At 57.9% G+C, this 14171-nt stretch carries 15 protein-coding genes and 1 pseudogene; 12 read left to right on the top strand and 4 right to left on the bottom strand.

The genetic code is table 11. The features are described from left to right. Positions 1 to 35 precede the first annotated feature (35 nt). On the bottom strand, positions 36 to 1892 hold the full coding sequence (locus tag GH657_RS14050; protein WP_246174081.1) for a S41 family peptidase: 1857 nt from the start codon (positions 1890 to 1892) through the stop codon (positions 36 to 38). Positions 1893 to 2176: 284 nt separating this feature from the next. Further along, positions 2177 to 2923 (bottom strand): 2,3-diphosphoglycerate-dependent phosphoglycerate mutase, encoded by a 747-nt coding sequence (gene gpmA, locus GH657_RS14045; RefSeq protein ID WP_153101483.1) that lies wholly within the window; start codon positions 2921 to 2923, stop codon positions 2177 to 2179. A 151-nt stretch (positions 2924 to 3074) separates the two neighbouring features. Between gpmA and GH657_RS14040 the strand changes: the two genes are divergently transcribed. The 4 genes from GH657_RS14040 (at position 3075) to GH657_RS14025 (ending at position 5377) form a co-directional block, all read left to right on the top strand. After that, entirely contained in the window at positions 3075 to 3494 is a 420-nt protein-coding gene (locus tag GH657_RS14040) for a rhodanese-like domain-containing protein (protein ID WP_153101482.1), read from the top strand. Then, the gene (gene grxC / locus GH657_RS14035) at positions 3491 to 3751 is read left to right on the top strand and encodes a glutaredoxin 3 (RefSeq protein WP_153101481.1); all 261 of its coding nucleotides are present in this window, start codon (positions 3491 to 3493) and stop codon (positions 3749 to 3751) included. Before GH657_RS14040 ends, grxC begins: the two co-directional genes overlap by 4 nt. 144 nt (positions 3752 to 3895) lie before the next feature. Next, a complete protein-coding gene (gene secB, locus GH657_RS14030) occupies positions 3896 to 4369 on the top strand; it encodes a protein-export chaperone SecB (protein WP_153101480.1) in 474 nt (157 codons plus the stop codon). 9 nt (positions 4370 to 4378) lie between these two features. Next, positions 4379 to 5377, top strand: coding sequence for an NAD(P)H-dependent glycerol-3-phosphate dehydrogenase (locus GH657_RS14025; RefSeq protein WP_153101479.1), 999 nt, complete (start codon positions 4379 to 4381; stop codon positions 5375 to 5377). Positions 5378 to 5444: 67 nt separating this feature from the next. On the opposite strand, the gene trmL is transcribed toward GH657_RS14025, so the two are convergent. Together trmL and GH657_RS14015 are read right to left on the bottom strand one after the other, a co-directional pair. Next, entirely contained in the window at positions 5445 to 5915 is a 471-nt protein-coding gene (trmL, locus tag GH657_RS14020; RefSeq protein WP_153101478.1) for a tRNA (uridine(34)/cytosine(34)/5-carboxymethylaminomethyluridine(34)-2'-O)-methyltransferase TrmL, read from the bottom strand. A gap of 25 nt (positions 5916 to 5940) precedes the next feature. After that, positions 5941 to 6750, bottom strand: a complete 810-nt coding sequence (locus GH657_RS14015; protein ID WP_246174080.1) for a ComF family protein — start codon at positions 6748 to 6750, stop codon at positions 5941 to 5943. 98 nt (positions 6751 to 6848) lie between these two features. On the opposite strand from GH657_RS14015, the gene GH657_RS14010 reads away from it, so the two are divergent. The 8 genes and pseudogenes from GH657_RS14010 (at position 6849) to GH657_RS13980 (ending at position 14067) form a co-directional block, all read left to right on the top strand. Next, positions 6849 to 7811, top strand: a complete 963-nt coding sequence (locus tag GH657_RS14010; protein ID WP_153101477.1) for a methyltransferase domain-containing protein — start codon at positions 6849 to 6851, stop codon at positions 7809 to 7811. Positions 7812 to 8127: 316 nt separating this feature from the next. Then, a complete protein-coding gene (locus GH657_RS14005) occupies positions 8128 to 8550 on the top strand; it encodes a DUF2244 domain-containing protein (RefSeq protein ID WP_425495757.1) in 423 nt (140 codons plus the stop codon). 62 nt (positions 8551 to 8612) lie between these two features. Beyond that, the gene (coxB, locus tag GH657_RS14000; RefSeq protein WP_153101475.1) at positions 8613 to 10223 is read left to right on the top strand and encodes a cytochrome c oxidase subunit II; all 1611 of its coding nucleotides are present in this window, start codon (positions 8613 to 8615) and stop codon (positions 10221 to 10223) included. Between the two features lie 40 nt (positions 10224 to 10263). Next, a pseudogene (ctaD, locus tag GH657_RS13995) lies at positions 10264 to 11873 on the top strand (cytochrome c oxidase subunit I). A gap of 112 nt (positions 11874 to 11985) precedes the next feature. Continuing rightward, positions 11986 to 12120: a cytochrome oxidase small assembly protein gene (locus GH657_RS18140; protein ID WP_220094853.1), complete on the top strand. Its 135-nt coding sequence runs from the start codon at positions 11986 to 11988 to the stop codon at positions 12118 to 12120. A 49-nt stretch (positions 12121 to 12169) separates the two neighbouring features. Next, positions 12170 to 12763, top strand: coding sequence for a cytochrome c oxidase assembly protein (locus GH657_RS13990; protein WP_153101764.1), 594 nt, complete (start codon positions 12170 to 12172; stop codon positions 12761 to 12763). A gap of 7 nt (positions 12764 to 12770) precedes the next feature. After that, positions 12771 to 12998 (top strand): DUF2970 domain-containing protein, encoded by a 228-nt coding sequence (locus GH657_RS13985; protein WP_246174079.1) that lies wholly within the window; start codon positions 12771 to 12773, stop codon positions 12996 to 12998. 211 nt (positions 12999 to 13209) lie between these two features. Further along, complete coding sequence (locus GH657_RS13980) at positions 13210 to 14067, top strand: cytochrome c oxidase subunit 3 (RefSeq protein WP_153101474.1); 858 nt, start codon at positions 13210 to 13212, stop codon at positions 14065 to 14067. Positions 14068 to 14171: the final 104 nt, after the last annotated feature.

Here is a 14171-nt window from a genome sequence, read left to right as displayed (position 1 = left end):
GTGCGCCGCGAAGACCGGTCAAACGAACAGACGGACTAGTCTTGCTTGACAGGCTGTGAAGCCGGCACCGCTGGCGCGGCCGAAGCGCCATCGGGCTTAGCCGCGGCTTCAGGTGCCGATGCAGGCGCGGCCGCTGAAGCAGGCTTGGCAGCCGAAACGCCAGCCGGTTTAGCCGCGGCTTCAGGCGCCGATGCAGGCGCGGCCGCTGAAGCAGGCTTTGCAGCCGAAGCGCCAGCCGGTTTAGCCGCGGCTTCAGGCGCCGATGCAGGCACGGCCGCTGAAGCAGGCTTGGCAGCCGAAGCGCCAGCCGGTTTAGCCGCGGCTTCAGGTGCCGATGCAGGCACGGCCGCTGAAGCAGGCTCGACCGCCGAAGCGCCTGAAGCCGTAGCCGGTGTGGTTGCCACTGGCGCCGAAGCGGATTGAGCCGGTTTGTTCTGCGCGAGGCGGCGCTCGGTCACGGACTTCGATTCCTGAACGGGCTTGCCTTCGAGCTTGTTCAACGCCTGTTGCAGCATGAAATCGTCGGCGGAGCCAAATTCGACAGGTTTGCGCTCACGATCTTTCTGGCGCTGTTCGGGCGTTTTTTTGTCGTTTTGCTCTTCGAGAAGCCGCAATTGGTCCATGCGTTCCTGTTCGCGTTGCTCCTGCTCTTTTTTCTCGTTCGGATCCTGCGTGTTCGCCAGGTGGTTCGAATAATCGACCTCACGTGTGACCAGCGCATCATCCGGATCGCCTTCCGCGAATTGATCAATGGCGATATCTGGACGAATTCCCTTGTTTTGAATCGAACGTCCGCTTGGCGTGTAGTAGTACGCCGTGGTGAGACGCAGCGCAGTGTTGGCGGTCATGGGCCGCACTGTTTGCACCGACCCCTTGCCGAACGTCGTTTTACCAAGAATCAGCGCGCGATGCTGGTCTTGCAGCGCACCCGCGACAATTTCAGATGCCGAAGCCGAATACGCGTTGGTCAACACCACGATCGGCACGGTTTTGAAGATCGATGGCAGGTTTTTAAGCGGGTCACCGTTGAACGACGGCAGGCGGTAGTTCTCGTAAGTGTCGCGGTAGATCTGCTTCGAATCCGGCATCTGGCCATTCGTGGAAACGACGATCGAATCCGGCGGCAAGAATGCGCCTGCAACGCCAACCGCGCTTTGCAACAGACCGCCGCCGTTATTGCGCAGATCGAGCACGAGGCCTTTCAGGTTGGGCTGCTGGCGGGCGATGTCTTCCAGCTTGGCCGCGAGATCCGGCGTGGTGCGCTCCTGGAAGCTGGTGATGCGGACGTAGGCATAACCCGGCGCCGGCATCTTCGTCTTGACGCTTTGCACCTTGATGATGGCGCGCGTGACTGTCAGCGGGAAGGTGCGGTCGTCGGTTTTGCGGAAGATGGTCAGCGTGACCTTGGTGCCCGGCTCGCCGCGCATTTGCTTGACGGATTTGTCGAGCGTCATGCCGCGCACGGGTTTGTCGTTGATCCGGGTGATCAGGTCGCCCGAGCGGATGCCCGCGCGAAATGCAGGGGTGTCTTCGATGGGCGAGATGACCTTGATCAGCCCGTCTTCCTGGGTGATTTCGATCCCGAGGCCCGCGAAGCGACCTTTGGTCTGCTCCTGAAGTTCCTGGTAATCGGTTTTATCAAGATAGGACGAATGTGGATCAAGGCTGGAAACCATGCCTTTGATCGCGGATGTCAGCAATTTTTTATCGTCGACCGGTTCGACGTATTCATGTTTGATTTGCCCGAAAACTTCGGCAAAAAGCCGCAATTGTTCAAGCGGCAGTGGCGCGGCGGCGGGTTGCTGGGCCGAGGCGGAAATTTGCAGCGTGGCAAATACGCCAGTGGCTAGGCCCGCAGCGATCAGGCCGATATTTTTCAGGTTCTTTCGCATAAATTCTGGTGCGGTCGGAGGCGCGTGTCAGCGTCAGGAGAGAAAAGACGGACAAGTATAACTGCACACCCGTGGCACGAGTGTGTCGGGCGGCAGTCCGGCTTCGCCCGCGTGGTGTGAGGCAGGTTCTTGAGATAAGCCGGGCTGCTGTGAAGAAATTTAGGGCCGGGTACTTGCCGGGTTGCGGGGGGCGTCAAAAGCGCTAAAGCGGGCGCAGGGGCTGCAATTCGGCGTGGAGGTTGGCCATACAGCCCCCGGTGCGGCGGATCCAGCTTCTATGGTGGTTAGCCCGCCTTGCCCTGGCTCGCCACAGCGGCTTGTGCTTGGGCGATGGCAGCCGGATCCCCGAGGTAATAGTGGCGCAGCGGCTTCAGGTTTTCGTCGAGTTCATAGACCAGCGGCACGCCGTTCGGAATGTTCAGCCCGACGATATCGCTGTCGGAGATCCCATCCAGGTATTTGATCAGCGCCCGCAACGAGTTGCCGTGCGCGGCGATGAGCACTTTACGGCCGGATTTGATGGTTGGTGCGATGGACTCGTTCCAGATTGGCAGCACGCGAGCCACCGTATCTTTCAGGCATTCGGTGAGCGGCAACTCGGCGCGTGGCACCCTGGTGTAGCGGGGGTCGTTAAAGGCGGTGCGCTCATCGGAGGGATCAAGCGCGGGCGGTGGCGTGTCATAGCTGCGACGCCAGACCAGAACCTGTTCATCACCGTATTTCGCCGCGGTTTCAGCTTTGTTCAGGCCCGATAGTGCGCCATAGTGACGTTCGTTGAGGCGCCATGAATGGACGACCGGCAGATACATCTGGTCCATCTGGTCTTGCACGTGCCACAACGTGCGGATTGCCCGCTTGAGTACCGAGGTGTAGGCGATATCGAAGGTATAACCCGAGGCTTTCAGCAGTACGCCAGCCTGCCGCGCTTCATGGTTGCCCTGCTCGGTCAGGTCGACGTCAACCCAGCCAGTGAAGCGGTTTTCCTTGTTCCACGTTGATTCGCCGTGGCGGATGAGAACGAGTTTGTACATGGGATGGTGGCCGGTAGTAAGGAAGCGGTGAGGAAGCTTGTGATACGGAGCGCGACGATGCTAGCCCAGTGGGCGATGTCCATCGCATGAGGCGGTTATTTTATAATGGCGGGATTGCCTTTCCGATTTCTCTTTTTTCGGCGGATTTTCCGTGAAGTTTTTCACTGATTACACAAACCTTGTACTCATTGCAATTATCCTCATCTCCGGAGGGTTGCTGTTGTGGCCGACGTTGCGCCGCCGCGGGGGGCTCTCGGTAGCCGACGCCACGCAACTGATCAACCGGCGTAATGCCACGGTGCTTGATCTGCGGCCTGCCGCAGATTTCGCTACGGGCCACTTGCCGGCGGCACGGCATCTCGAACTGGATGAGTTACAGGCAAAAATCCCCTCGCTTGTGAAAAACAAAAGCACGCCGATTTTGCTGGTGTGCCAGAGTGGCCAGCAGTCGTCCCGGGCAGCCGGCACGGTGCGCGAGGCGGGTTACGCTGAAGTTCAGGTGCTTGAAGGCGGAATGAAAGCCTGGCAGCAAGCGGGTATGCCTGTCGTGAAACAAGGAACTGCAAAGTGAACAAGGTAACGATGTACAGCACCCAGGTGTGCCCGTATTGCCAGATGGCCGAACGTCTTTTAAAGTCGCGCGGCGTCGAACACGTTGAAAAAGTCCTTATCGACAAGGACCCTGCCCGCCGTGAGGAAATGATGGCCCGCACAGGCCGCCGCACGGTACCGCAGGTGTTTATTGGCGAAACCCACGTGGGCGGCTACGACGATCTTTCGGCTCTCGACCGCGCGGGCGGGCTGATGCCTTTGCTCGAAGCGGTCTGAGTTTTTATCCCGATGCGCCACTGTGATGCCCGCTGCCGTTCCGCATGAACGGTGGTGTGCATCGTATATATTTCGGGTTCTTGCCGGACCATCCGGGCTTGGCCCGCTACAACGAACACAAACACATTCAGGGAGTTTCCAGCTATGTCTGACGAGAACAATCAGCCGTTTTTCAATATTCAGCGTATCTATCTCAAGGATATGTCGCTTGAGCAGCCTAATTCACCCGCCATATTTCTCGAACAGGAAATGCCATCGGTCGAAGTCGAGGTCGATGTCAAGGCTGAGCGTCTCGCTGAGAGCGTGTTCGAAGTGCTCGTCACGGGCACGGTGACGGCCAAGGTGCTAGACAAGGTGGCTTTTTTGATCGAAGCCAAGCAAGCAGGCATTTTCGATATTCGGAATATTCCTGAAGAACAGATTGATCCGCTGATCGGCATTGCTTGCCCGACTATTCTCTTCCCGTACCTGCGTTCGAACATTGCGGATGCAATTAGCCGCGCGGGTTTCCCTCCGATTCACCTCGCCGAGATCAACTTCCAGGCGCTTTACGAACAACGTTTGGCGCAGATCGGCAGCCAGAATGAAGGTGCCAGCCAGAATGGCGTGACGCACTAGGCGTCGCGCATGAAGGTCACCGTTCTTGGCGCCGGGGCGTGGGGCACCGCGCTCGCAGGTCACCTGGCCAAACGTCACGACACGGTGCTATGGGCGCGCGATAGCGCGCTCGTTGCCAGTTTGCAGCAGCGTCACGAAAACGCCCGCTATCTCGCGGGCGTTATGCTGCCCGCCAGTCTCCGCTACGAAACGGTTTTGTCTAATGCGCTCGATCACGCGCAGGCTGCTGAGGCGCTATGTGTGATCGCGGCTCCTGTAGCCGGTTTGCGTGGGCTGTGTCAGGCCATGCGTGATACGGCGCGGGTTCCGTGCAATCTCATCTGGCTGTGCAAGGGTTTCGAAGCGGATAGTTCGATGTTGCCGCATCAGGTGGTTGCCGCTGAGCTGCCTGGGCATGGCAGTAACGGCGCGCTGTCGGGGCCAAGCTTTGCCCGCGAGGCAGCGTTGGGTTTGCCGGTGGCGTTGACTGTCGCAAGCGTGTCGGCGGCATGCCGCGAGCGAACCGTGGCAGCGTTTCATCATGATGCGATGCGCATTTACACCGGTGATGATGTGGTTGGCGTTGAAGTAGGCGGCGCGGTAAAGAACGTGCTGGCGATAGCGACGGGTATTTCGGATGGCTTGGGGTTAGGGCTCAATGCGCGTGCTGCGTTGATCACGCGCGGGCTGGCTGAAATGTCGCGGCTTGGCGTGACGCTTGGCGGCCGCGCTGAAACCTTCACCGGGCTCACGGGCCTGGGCGATTTGATTCTGACCGCGACCGGCGATTTGTCACGCAACCGGACAGTGGGCGTGCAGCTTGCCACGGGGCGTTCGCTCGCGGAGGTTCTTGCGGCGCTCGGTCACGTTGCCGAAGGCGTGCGCTGCGCCCAGGCGGTGCTCGCGCTGGCCCGTGCGCATGCGATCGAGATGCCTATTACGCAGGCCGTATGCGCCGTGCTCTTTGATGGCGTAGCGCCTCGTGATGCGGTTAGCGCTTTGCTGCGCCGCGATGCGCGAGCTGAATAGCCGCGCGCTGTTAGCCGCGCGCTTTCTTCCTGCGGTTTTTTGTTTTTACGCTGGCGTTAGCCGGGGCTCAGATTCCGCCCGCGAAACCCGTCTGACGCCACGCCTCAAACACCACCACGGCCACCGTGTTCGACAGGTTCAAACTGCGATTGTCTGGCCGCATGGGCAGGCGGACCCGTTGCTCTTCATTGAACTGGCCCAGCACTGCGTCAGATAGCCCGCGCGTTTCCGCTCCAAAAATAAACCAGTCGCCAGGCAAGAAAGCGCGTGAGTGAAAGCGTCCCGCCCCACGGGTCGTAAAGGCGAACATGCGCGCGGGTTCGGGCATCTCCGCCGTCATGAAATCGTCCCAGCTAGCATGCACTTTCATTTGTGCATATTCGTGATAGTCGAGCCCCGCGCGGCGCAGTTTGGTGTCGTCAAGAGGAAACCCGAGCGGTTCGATCAAATGCAGGCGCACACCGGTATTGGCACACAGGCGAATCACATTGCCCGTATTGGGCGGAATTTCGGGTTCGACGAGAACAACATTGAACATGATCTGGATCGGGGTCAGGTAGGAACTAGTTTTTCGGGGTGCGTAGTGCAACGAGATTGGTCACGCGCCGTGCCCCGGCACTCTTGAGTGTGCGAGCGAGTGCTTCAAGCGTGGCGCCGGTGGTCATCACGTCGTCGACTAGTGCGACGTGCAGGTTGCGCACGGGTTTTGCCACGACGAAGGCCTGGCTTACGTTGCGCCGCCGTGCCTCAAGATCGAGCCGTGCTTGCGGCGCGGTATGCACGACGCGCCGGAGCAGTGTTGCATGGCCTGGGACTCGCAGCTTGCGTGCCAGCGGCCGTGCAATTTCCCAGGCCTGGTTGTAACCGCGTTCGGCGAGCCGCCTGGCTGAGAGTGGGACGGGGGCAATGACATCAAATGGCTGGGGCGGGCCAGGTAAATTAAGCACGGCATCGGCGAGCTGTTCAGCAAAGACGCGTGCCAGATTCAGACGCGCGCGGAATTTCAGGCCGAGCGCCAGCGCATCAAGTGGCGCGCGGTAGTCGCCCAGCGTGAGGGTAGCGTCGAAAGGGCGGGGTGTACCGATGCAATCGGCGCAACGGTAGCGTGTTGGGCATGCCTGCGGCGGATTGTTCGTGCGAATGCCGGCGTTATATTGCGCGCGCCCTGCCGCAATGGGGATGGCGCATAGGGTGCAGCGCACACGGGATTCGTTCCAGTACGCCTCAGCGCAACCCGGGCATAACGTGGCGCGCGACAAATTGCCGCAAAGCGCGCACAGGTTGGGCAGCAGGGCTTGCAGCAGATGCGGCCAGCCGGCACCCCACCCGTTGGCGGCGCGTCTGGCTTGCGTCGTGAATAACAGGGGAAGCATCGGGAACACAGGTGTCGGGGTGGGCGGTGACGGTGGGCGGTGCCGAATGAACGGCAAGCGAACGAGTATACTTCGCGGTCCTCGCCTGCAGAATGACCATGCCCCCGTTACCTCCCGACGCTACCCGTCCGGCCAATGATGTCCGGCATTTACAACGCATTTTCGAGCGCCGTGCGGCTCACTTTGATGACGTTGCATTCTTGCCGCGCGAAATTTCGCAGCGCATGCGCGAGCGTCTCGATTACATCAAGATCAATCCGGCTCACGTGCTCGATGCGGGCTGTGGCCCGGGTGACGACTTGCCACAATTGCGCGAACGGTTTTCTGAAGCCCTGGTATGCGGTGTGGACTTGTCGTGGGCGATGCTGGCACGGGCGTGTCGCCAGGACGAGCCGGATACACGCTGGTCGCGCCTGCTGCCGAATGCGTTGGGCAATTTGCTTGGCAAGCGAGGATCGCGGCTGGTGCAATCCGATTTTTCAGCCTTGCCGTTTGCTGCAGGCGCGTTCGAGTTGATCTGGTCTAACCTGGCGTTGCATTGGCATTCGCGCCCCAACCTCATATTTGCGCAATGGCAGCGTGCGTTGAAAGTCAACGGCTTGCTGATGTTCAGTACGTTTGGCCCAGACACGCTCAAGGAATTGCGTAGTGTGTACGCGCAGCTTGATGCCTCGCGCGACGATGGGCCACGCGCGCATGTGATCGATTTTGTCGATATGCATGATCTGGGGGACATGCTGGTCGAAAATGGTTTTGAGATACCTGTGATGGATCAGGAGAGGTTGACGGTGACGTATCAGTCACCGCAATCGCTGCTAGCGGATGTGCGCCGTTGGGGCGCTTATCCGTGGTCGCGTGGCGCGGTGGGTTTGATGGGCCGCAGCCAGTACCGGGCATTGCTGGCAGCCCTGGAAGCCAGGCGGGGCGCGGATGGTAGCATCGCGCTGACCTTCGAAGTCATCTACGGACATGCATGGAAAGCCGTGCCGCGCACGACGCCTGAAGGGCATGGCATTGTGCGTCTCGACGAGATTGGACGTGGACCGCTCAAGAATCGCTGACGCCGTAAAGTACTGATCTGTTATGCCTGGAATTATGAGAAGAAAACTGCTTAAAATGACCGGTCAAAAAGGCGCAGAGGCTTGTCCCGTGTGGCTTGCGGCGGAAAGGTACATTGCTTGTGGATGATATGGAACGCGCCTATAATGCGTCAGTTTGCCGCCTGGGGTTCCCCCACAGCCTGAGGCGGCAGGATCAGGTGTCACAAGCGTTTCAGGGCACTGAACAGGGCACTGAACGGTGGTTCGCAGGAGAGTCGCGTTGGGCGCAACTGATCTGGCATCTTCAGGCTCGGAGCCGGTTTTGAAAGACTGGCTCATGAAGCGTAACTGTTCGGCTTCGCCGAGGCAGTTTGTTTATTTTTATGTATCGCTTGCGTTGTTCTCGCTAGTAATTGCTTTGCTGCTGGTTTTGTGCGGCGCGTGGCTGGTGTTGCCGTTCACCGGTATTGAATTGCTGGCGGTGGGTGCCGCTTTTGTTGTGTATGCGCGTCATGCTGTCGATTACGAGCGTATCCGGCTCTTCGAGAACCGGCTCGTGATCGAGCAGGTCAGTGCGGATCTGTGTACGCAATTTGAGTTCAATCCGTGCTGGGTTCGAGTTGAATCTGGCGCATCGCCTAATACACCGGTCCGGCTGGTCTCGCGGGGCGAGTCGGTTGTGATTGGACGACATCTTGCGCAGCATCGGCGCGCGCAGTTTGCAAGTGAGCTGCGCATGTGGCTTCGGCGTTGCGGTTAGCTGCGCTGGCACGCGCTTGATGCCGAAGCGAGGCGCAACCTTCAGAGGGGTCGAGGGTTTGAATGGAAATTTTGGGTAAGGAAGCTATGAAAACAATCAAGCGAGCCCTCGCGGGCGTGCTGGCGTGTAGCGGTCTGCTTTTCGCTGGCGCCGCCCTGGCCATTGGCGATAGCCCTGGCGGCCCGGCCGTCAACGAGATCAATCTCCAGCCGCCGGTGACAAAAATCGCTGAGGAGCTCTACGATCTCCACACATTCATGCTGATTATTTGCGCGGTGATTTTCATCGGCGTGTTCGGCGTGATGTTTTATTCGATCATTGCGCACCGCAAGTCGAAAGGTCACAAGGCGGCCAACTTTCACGAAAGCACAACTGTCGAAATTATCTGGACAATTGTGCCGTTCCTCATCGTCGTGCTAATGGCGCTGCCAGCCACGAAAACCGTCGTGGCGATGAAGGACACAACCAATGCCGATCTCACCATCAAGGTTACGGGTTACCAGTGGAAGTGGGGCTATGACTACCTGAAGGGTCCGGGCGAGGGCATCAGTTTCCTCTCCATGCTGTCCACGCCACGTAGCGAGATCAACGGCCAGACGCCGATCACCGATACCTACCTGCAGGAAGTCGATAACCCGCTTGTGGTGCCGGTAGACAAGAAAATCCGCATCATCACCACCGCGAACGACGTGGTCCATTCCTGGTACGTGCCTGCCTTCGGCGTGAAACAGGATGCGATTCCCGGTTTTGTGCGCGACACGTGGTTCAAGGCAGACAAAGTGGGCACTTATCGCGGCTTTTGTACTGAGCTGTGTGGCAAGGAGCATGCGTTCATGCCGGTGGTCGTCAAGGTGCTGGCGGCTGACGATTATGCAAAATGGGTGGATAGCCAGAAGCAGAAAATAGCTGCTGGCGCGGACGATCCAAACAAAACTTACACACTGGCTGAGTTGAACGAGCGTGGCGCGAAGGTGTATGCATCAACTTGCGCGGTCTGCCATCAGCCAAATGGCAAGGGCTTGGGGGTATTCCCGGCAATTGACGGCGGCAAGGTCGCCAACGGCCCGCTCGCTGAACACGTCAATCTGGTGCTGCATGGCAAAGGCGCTATGCCGCCATGGGCTTCATCGCTGAATGATGTCGAAATCGCCTCGGTTGTGACTTATCAGCGCAACGCCTGGGGCAATCATACGGGCGATGTGCTGCAGCCGAAGCAGGTGGCCGATGCCCGTAATGGCAAGCTGCCTGAAGGGGGCGCTCATGCGGTTGACGCTGCGGCCGGAGTTCCGGCTTCGGCAGCGGATGCCGCGTCTTCAACGGCGGCTTCGGGTGTTGATGCGACCGCGCAGGTACCGGCCGCGCTGCCGGCCAGCGTCTACTTCGAAACCGGCAAGAGTATGTTGCCGGCCGATGCCTCATCCGCTATCGATGCGGCTGCCGCTTATGCGAAGGCACATCCGGAGGCCAAATTTGCGCTGTCGGGCTTTACCGATAAAACCGGTTCAGCTGAGGTCAACGCGGGGTTGGCGAAGAGTCGTGCAGAAGCAGTGAGAGATGCGCTCAAGGCGGCAGGCATTGCCGAAGACCATATCATTTTGAAAAAACCGGAAACGATCACGGGCGGCGCAGATGCAAAAGAAGCACGGCGTGTTGAGATCAGCCCGGCAGTCTGACGTGTCACGTTCAGCAAAGCATTCGTTTTAGGAGATTGTCATGTCTATCGGACACGATGTAGTCGCGGGCCATGCTCATGAGCACGACGACCACGCCCATGAGATACCCCATGGCTGGCGTCGCTGGCTATTTGCCACCAACCACAAGGACATAGGTACGCTGTATCTGCTGTTCTCTTTCATCATGTTCCTCTCGGGGGGCGTGATGGCACTGATGATTCGCGTTGAGCTGTTTGAACCCGGTTTGCAGATCATGCGGCCGGAGTTTTTCAACCAGCTCACCACCATGCACGGCCTGATCATGGTGTTCGGCGCGATCATGCCCGCTTTCGTGGGCTTCGCCAACTGGATGGTTCCACTTCAGATTGGCGCATCCGACATGGCGTTCGCGCGGATGAACAATTTTAGTTTCTGGTTGCTGCCGACGGCTTCCATATTGTTGATCGTGTCGTTCTTCGTGCCCGGCGGTGCAACTGCCGCAGGCTGGACCCTGTATGCGCCGCTATCGACGCAAATGGGCCCAGGCATGGATCTCGCTATTTTTGCGGTCCACCTGATGGGCGCCTCATCGATCATGGGGGGATCAACATCGTCGTGACCATTCTGAACATGCGCGCACCGGGCATGACGTTGATGAAGATGCCGATGTTTGCCTGGACCTGGTTAATCACGGCTTATCTGCTGATTGCGGTGATGCCTGTTCTGGCTGGCGCGGTTACGATGGTGCTGTTCGATCGCCACTTTGGCACGTCGTTTTTCAATGCGGCAGGTGGCGGTGATCCAGTGATGTACCAGCATATTTTCTGGTTCTTCGGGCACCCCGAGGTTTACATCATGATCTTGCCGGCGTTCGGGATTATTTCCCAGGTGATCCCGGCATTCTCGCGTAAGCAGCTGTTTGGCTATAGCTCGATGGTGTATGCCACGGCATCCATTGCCATTCTGTCGTTCATGGTGTGGGCGCACCACATGTTTGCGACCGGTATGCCGGTGACAGGCCAGTTATTTTTCATGTACGCGACGATGCTGATTGCGGTTCCGACCGGCGTGAAAGTGTTCAACTGGGTAGCGACAATGTGGCGCGGGGAGTTGACGTTTGAAACCCCTATGCTGTTTGCCATTGGTTTTCTGTTTGTGTTCACGATGGGTGGTTTCACCGGCTTGATGTTGTCGATGGCACCGCTCGATATCCAGTATCACGGCACTTATTTCGTGGTGGCTCACTTCCACTATGTGCTGGTGGCGGGTTCGCTGTTTGCGCTATTCGCTGGCTGGTATTACTGGGCGCCCAAGTGGACAGGCTGGATGTACAACGAGACGCGCGGCAAGATTCACTTCTGGACGTCGATGATCTTTTTCAATATCACCTTCTTCCCGATGCACTTCGTAGGTCTTGCTGGCATGCCGCGCCGTTATGCCGATTACCCCGCGCAGTTTACTGACTGGAACCAGGTAGCCTCGATTGGTGCGTTTGGTTTTGGTCTTGCCCAGGTGTACTTCCTCTTTGCCATTGCACTGCCTGCATATCGTGGCGGTGGTGAGCTGGAAAAAGCGGCGGACAAGCCATGGGATGGTGCCACGGGCCTTGAGTGGACGGTTCCGAGCCCGGCTCCGTTCCATACGTTTGAAACACCGCCAACGGTTGAATAATGCGCTAGCAGGCGCTGGGTTCTGTTGTTAGTCTGATTCCGCCCCCAGCGCTTGCAGCGGCAATATTTTCGCCGCTTTAATTTTCGTTTCGGAAGTACTCTGACAATTCAGCATGACCCGGAATCCACAAGAAAAACGCAGCCCAGCCGAAATTCGTGCGAGCAATATGCGGCTCGGTTTGATCCTGCTTGTTGTTGTCGTCGCGTTTTTTATGGGTGCGGTTGTCAGGCAGTGGTTGTCTTCCTGACCATGCCTTTGAGCCTGACCTGATGGCCTGCTGAGGAAGTTTAATGTCGATGGAGCAACCACCGGTTGAAACCGGCCGTTCGTTTAACCGCACGATGCTGCTCAAGCTCATCGTCGTTGCATTCTTGATGTTTGGTTTTGGTTTTGCGCTGGTGCCGATGTATCGGGCGATTTGTCAGATCACCGGCATCAACAATCTGGTGCAGCGTGATGCGACCGCACGCGAGGCGAAGAACACCCAGGTGGATACCAGCCGCACGATTTCAATCGAGTTCGATGCGAATGCTCATGGCCCGCTTGGATTCAAACCTGAGCAGTTCAGTTTGAATGTTCATCCGGGTGAGGTTGCAACCGTGATGTATCAGGTGACGAACAAGCAGGACCGGACAATTCAGGCGCAGGCTATTCCAAGCTATGCGCCGAAGCAGGCAACCGAGTTTTTCAAGAAAATCGAATGTTTTTGTTTTACCCAGCAAACGCTGGCGGCGAACGAAACGAAACATATGCCGGTAGTGTTCGTAGTCGATCCGAAGCTGCCGAAAGATGTCAAAACGATCACGCTCTCGTACACGTTTTTTGAACTGAATGTGCCTACGCCGACGGTTCCGGGCGGTACGCCTGTGGCGAAGGCCGATCCAGTCTGATAACAGGATGGAAAAGGTGAGTGCAATGGGTTACAAGGACGAAGGTGGTACGAAAGGCAGTTTCGGCCAGTTGATGAAAGCGGTGATGTGGTCGTTTTTTGGTGTGCGCAAACGACGCGATCTAGAGGCAGATGCGTTGCATTTGAACCCGTTACATGTGGTGCTTGCCGCGGTGATCAGCATGGCGGTTTTTATTGGTGTGCTGATGCTTGTTGTGCATGCGGTCGTGGGTTAGGTGTGCTCTAGCCGCGCCAAAAATCTGCGCAGTGTTCAGGCACGAGGCAGGTGCGCGGGGCAAGCGTCATGATGGGGTCAGCTGATATTGCCTGACGTTAGTCGATGACGCGGGTGGCTCATTAGCATGAAGCGATGCGGTTGGCCCGCATCGTGACAGATACAAACAGCCGGAGATTCCGGAGCAACTGGACTGAAGTGGAGAATCAAGAATGAGCGCTCAAAACGAGAGCCCCTATTATTTTGTACCGCACCCGTCGCGGCACCCGATCAGCACGGCTGTGGGCCTGGTGGTCATGCTCGGGTCGTTTGCGGCGTGGCTTAACGGCGAAACTTGGGCACCCATCACGACTTTTCTTGGGTTGTTGTGGTTTCTTTTCACGTTATGGCACTGGTTTGGCGATGCGATCGCCGAGTCAGAAGGCGGCATGTACGGCAAGCGCGTCGACAAATCGTACCGCTGGAGCATGAGCTGGTTTATTTTTTCCGAAGTCATGCTCTTCGCTGCTTTTTTTGGCGGGCTTTTTTATGCACGTGCCATTGCGATGCACCAGCTTGGCAGTCTCGATTACAAACTGATTTGGCCTGATTTCACGGCAGTCTGGCCGAATGACGGCCCAGCAGCGCTTGTGTCGCATTTCAAGACGATGTCGCCATGGCCCATTCCAACGATCAACACGGCGTTGTTGCTGGCGTCGGGTGCAACGTTGACGGTTTCGCACCACGCCTTGCGCGAGAATCATCGCAGCCGTTCGATTGCCTGGCTGGCCGTGACGCTAGTACTGGGCGTGTGCTTTTTGTTCCTGCAAGGCTACGAATATTTCCATGCCTATAACGAACTGAACCTGACGCTGGCGTCCGGCGTGTATGGCTCAACGTTTTTCCTGCTGACCGGGTTTCACGGTTTTCACGTGTTTCTTGGCGGCACGATGTTAGCGGTGGTGCTGGTGCGCTTGCTTCGCGGGCACTTTACTGCCGAGCACCATTTCGCGTTCGAAGGGGCGGCATGGTATTGGCACTTCGTGGACGTCGTTTGGCTCGGACTCTATGTTGTCGTGTACTGGCTATAACAGAGATTGTGAGCGGCTTCGCGCGCAAGATTAAATGCGTTGACGGAGTTGCAGCATCAATGTTTGCGATGTTTGTTACGCCGCCCTTGATCATGTCGGGGCGG

It is taken from the genome of Paraburkholderia hayleyella (assembly GCF_009455685.1).
GTDB lineage: Bacteria > Pseudomonadota > Gammaproteobacteria > Burkholderiales > Burkholderiaceae > Paraburkholderia > Paraburkholderia hayleyella.
Note: the sequence above shows the minus strand (reverse complement) of the source record. Positions and strands in the feature narration are given on the sequence as shown.